The following is a 4,116-nucleotide window of genomic DNA, read 5'->3' on the forward strand; positions in this document are numbered from 1 at the left end:
GGCATCAATGCGCAACTGTCTCACAATTTCTCCCTTCATGGTGATGTAAGTTATCAACAAAAGCTTCAGAAAACTGGTATATCTGGAGCAAATTTCTCAGGCGGCATACGCTATCAGTTTTAAATCAAGGCTGTAAAAATAGCCTATTCATTCTATTCAATTTAATAAAAAGGCAGCACGATATGCTGCCTTTTTTTATTCTTGACACCCTTTCATAAAAAGATCGCTCGAATAGCTTTTGTTCTTTATCCTCCCAAGATCATCTCCATCAAGATTTATTGATTGACAAGGCTAGGTATTGTTTTTGATGCATACCAGATTGAAGTAGTTGCTCGTACACAGGCAAAAGAGCGCTTTCGTTATAATCCTGAAAAGACAGCTGTGGAAGGTCTTGCCAATTTGCTGGAATTGGGGAGCGTGAAATGCGTGTAGCAGTCTTTGCGCAAAAGAATGAAAATATGCACTAAAGCGGGTGGTTATGCTTAAGGGTGAGAATAAATTCAGTGATTTTGAGAAATCTGCCCCTTACGCTGTCTTAGATATTGAATGGCATTTATCTCTCATAAACAAAAATGTCGCAAAGCGCTTCATCTCCAAGTGAAAGTAAAACTTTCAGAAAAAACACCTTATATGTATTTATTGATAAATCATATATGTTTATTGATAAATCGCGCTTGCTTCATAAAATCCCCTTCCCCTTTTTCTCAAAGCAAAAAGAAAATGTAAAGTTTTACTGTCGTAAGTAGATAAAAAGCACAAGCTACTATTATTTTCCTCTTTACACAGGAAACATACTGCAAAATATTTCTTTACGCAGATAATTTAATTAAATACACCCAAAAAACAAAGACATCAACCACTTTATCAAAATACTCAAGAAGAAACTAAGATTTATAAAAGCATCAATCAGTACTCTTTAGCATATTTATAAAACACATTACATCCAATATAAAACACCTCAGATCTAAAATTAAGTAAACTTTTTTAATTTTTGCTGACGGCTGTTCCCAACGATGCTGTCCCACCCTTTATTCTCCTTAATGCATCAAAATATATGACAGTACTGTGATACCATTAAAAAGTACAAACAAACAACGATCATTTGCTTATAATATTGTCTTTAAATATCATTTTAATATTTTTAATTATATATTTAATACGTAATAACTAAAACTATAAATATAATATGACTTAAATATAAATATATACATTAATTATTATATTTTTTAATTTGACTATAAGTAAATTATAAAACTATAAGTAAATTATAAAATAGTGAGCAAGAAGAATATTTTTATAGACCATTATTTATTTTCTTATATTGTTTGTTCTTCTTATAACAAGTGGAGATATGGCAAACAGAAAAAATATTTGTAGCTTAGTTTTAAGTGAGGAGAACATAAATGTCTAAAAAATCTCTTTTATCGCATACAGCAACTGCAGCAATTCTATTATTTGGGACCTACCACAACACACAAGCGGAAGAACTTAAAGAACTTAAAGTTTCTGATGGAAATAAAATGGAAGTCTCTAAAGAAAGCTACGAGAATATTTGGGCAGAAACAGGTGGAAAAATCATCGGCAAGAATTTAAAGCTGGGGAGTACCTCCTCAACACCACCATCTGTTACAACCGTTGTCACCGTTAAAGGATCCGATAGTTTGATTGAATTATCGGACAATACCATCATTGGTGCTCCACTTGGAACTAAATCTTCCTATGAATACGGCGTTAATATATCGGACAACGCTACATTCAAAATGACAGGAGGTTCTATCAATGTTGATAAAACCGCTATTCAGCTAAATGCGGGTAACGGAAATATGGAAAATGTCACAATAACAAGTGAAAACAGTGAACCCTATAACGCAATAAAAGCTGAAAAAAAAGTAAACTCACTTTGAAAAATATAACTGTTAAAAAAGCAAAAAACAGCATCTTTGCAGATAACCAAACTCAAGTAACAGTTATCGATGGATCTTTTGAGGCAAACGAAACAGCAATCAATGCTCGAAACGGTAGTATCATTACTTTAAACAATAAGGCAAAAATCACATCACTTAACGGTGATGGGCTCAATGCCATTGGTGAGCAATCAAAAATTTTTATGACAGAGGGAACTGTTACCGGTAGCAATAGTGTATTATATACAAAAGCTGGTGGATATATTAATGTTAAAGATGTTGTGCTCACAGCAAATGGTAAAGGAACAAAATTCGGTGCATTTGCAAGAGGTTCCAGCACTATTGAATTGAATGGTAACACAACAATTAAAAATGCTTCGATCGGTGTTAAAGCCGAAAGTGATAATGCGACAATCAAGATGACCGGAGGATCGATTGAGGTCACAGGAGACAAAGCAGTAGGTGCATCATTTCTTAACACCACCAGCAAAGAAAACACGCTGAAAGATGTAAAAATATCAAGCGGAAATGATGACTTTCTTATGGATAAAGGAATAAGTGCTGACAAAGGAAGTATTGTCACTTTAAATAATGTAACCGTCACGAAAGCAAAAAACAGCATCTTAGCAGATAACAAATCTCAAATAACAATCACCGGCGGATCTTTTGAGGCAAAAGGAGAAGCAATAATTGCTCAAAACGGCAGTAGCATTACTTTAAACAATGGTGCGAAAATCATTTCATCTGAGCATAATGCGCTGAGTGCCATTGGTGAGCAATCAAAAATTTTCATGACAGGAGGAACTGTTACTGGGAGTAATAATTCATTATATGCAACTTTGGGTGGATATATTAATGTTAAAGATGTTGCACTCACAGAAAATGGCGAAAGCTCAGTTACAGGCGCATCAGCTGAGGGCCCAAACAGCGTCATTGAATTAAAAGGAAAAACAACGATTACGAAGACTCTCTTTGGTCTTTATGTAACGGATGGAGGCAAAATCACAAGTGAAGAATTAACGATAAAAGGGAAGAAAACAAATATTGAGGGAATCGAACTGCCCAGCATGGGTGTAAATGCTGCTGCAAATAGCGTCATTGAATTAAACGGAAAAACAACGATTGAAAAAGTTGATTTTGGACTTGTCGCATCCAATAGCACGATTAAGATGATCAATGGCGCTGAAAACAAAATAGATGCAACACTAATTGCACTAAAGATAAACAGAAATGGACATATTGATCTCGCAAATACTTCTGCAACAGCAGGGGTTGCTGGGGTGAATTTTGCAGATTTGTCTAAAAATAAGTTAAATGGCCTAAGTAATAGTAATCCACAAGATTGGCAAAACAGTGAAGTTAATTTGACCAATACAGATCTGATCGTTGAAAATGGTATTGGAATAAATACCGATGAATCAATGGGGAAAATTAATCTCAAAAATTCAAAAATCCTTGCAGATACGTTATTCAAAAACATAAAGCAGAAGACAAAACCTGTTGAAATGTTTACTTTAACCGCAGACCATTCTGTCTTACAAGGCGGTGTAAGAAATGACGAAAATGGGCAAACACGCTTTGATCTGAAAAACGACACAAAATGGACGTTGAAGATCAGTAACAATGAAAAAGATGCTGATGGAAAACTACTTGATATTGCTCAAAGATCTCGTTCCGATATTTCTACGCTTAATCTCGATAACAGCTCCATTATGTTTAGCAAGCCAACAGAAAAACAGCATTACCAAACTTTGTATATAGGTTCTGGTAAACCAGACACGCAAGCCGTCTACAATGCCTCTGGTGACGCAAAAATTTACTTCAACGCACAATGGAGTGATGGAGCACCAATCGCCGATCAAAAAACCGATAGGCTTTTGATCAATGGGAACGTCTCAGGCAACACATCAGTTTATGTTTCAGGACGCGTAGAAAAGAACAGTAGTCAAGCAAATACCTCTGCTGCTCCTAATGTACGGGGGCTTTCACTCATTCAAGTTTCTGGAAAAGCAACTGAAAACTCTTTCAAACTCGTAAATGGCTATACCACAAGAAATGGTTTACCAGATATGTATACACTACGTGCCTATGGACCAGACTCAAGCCAAGGAAAAGCCGATATTGCGCAAAACCTCTTTGATGAAAAGAATGAAAACTTCTGGGATTTCCGTTTGCAACCCGAACTGCTTGACTCCAATTCTGGTTCAAATCC

2 protein-coding genes and 1 pseudogene are annotated in these 4,116 nt (G+C 35.5%); all 3 read left to right on the top strand.

Annotated features, from left to right (window positions below):
- Positions 1-282: 282 nt before the first annotated feature.
- The gene (locus ACFIMM_RS08030) at positions 283-432 is read left to right on the top strand and encodes a hypothetical protein (protein WP_375682468.1); all 150 of its coding nucleotides are present in this window, start codon (positions 283-285) and stop codon (positions 430-432) included.
- A 971-nt stretch (positions 433-1,403) separates the two neighbouring features.
- The gene (locus tag ACFIMM_RS08035; RefSeq protein WP_375682469.1) at positions 1,404-1,904 is read left to right on the top strand and encodes a hypothetical protein; all 501 of its coding nucleotides are present in this window, start codon (positions 1,404-1,406) and stop codon (positions 1,902-1,904) included.
- Positions 1,901-4,116, top strand: a pseudogene (locus tag ACFIMM_RS08040) (autotransporter outer membrane beta-barrel domain-containing protein); the annotation flags it as partial. The gene ACFIMM_RS08035 and the pseudogene ACFIMM_RS08040, both read left to right, overlap by 4 nt.

Source organism: Bartonella sp. AP258QHHD (assembly GCF_042196145.1).
Lineage (GTDB): Bacteria > Pseudomonadota > Alphaproteobacteria > Rhizobiales > Rhizobiaceae > Bartonella.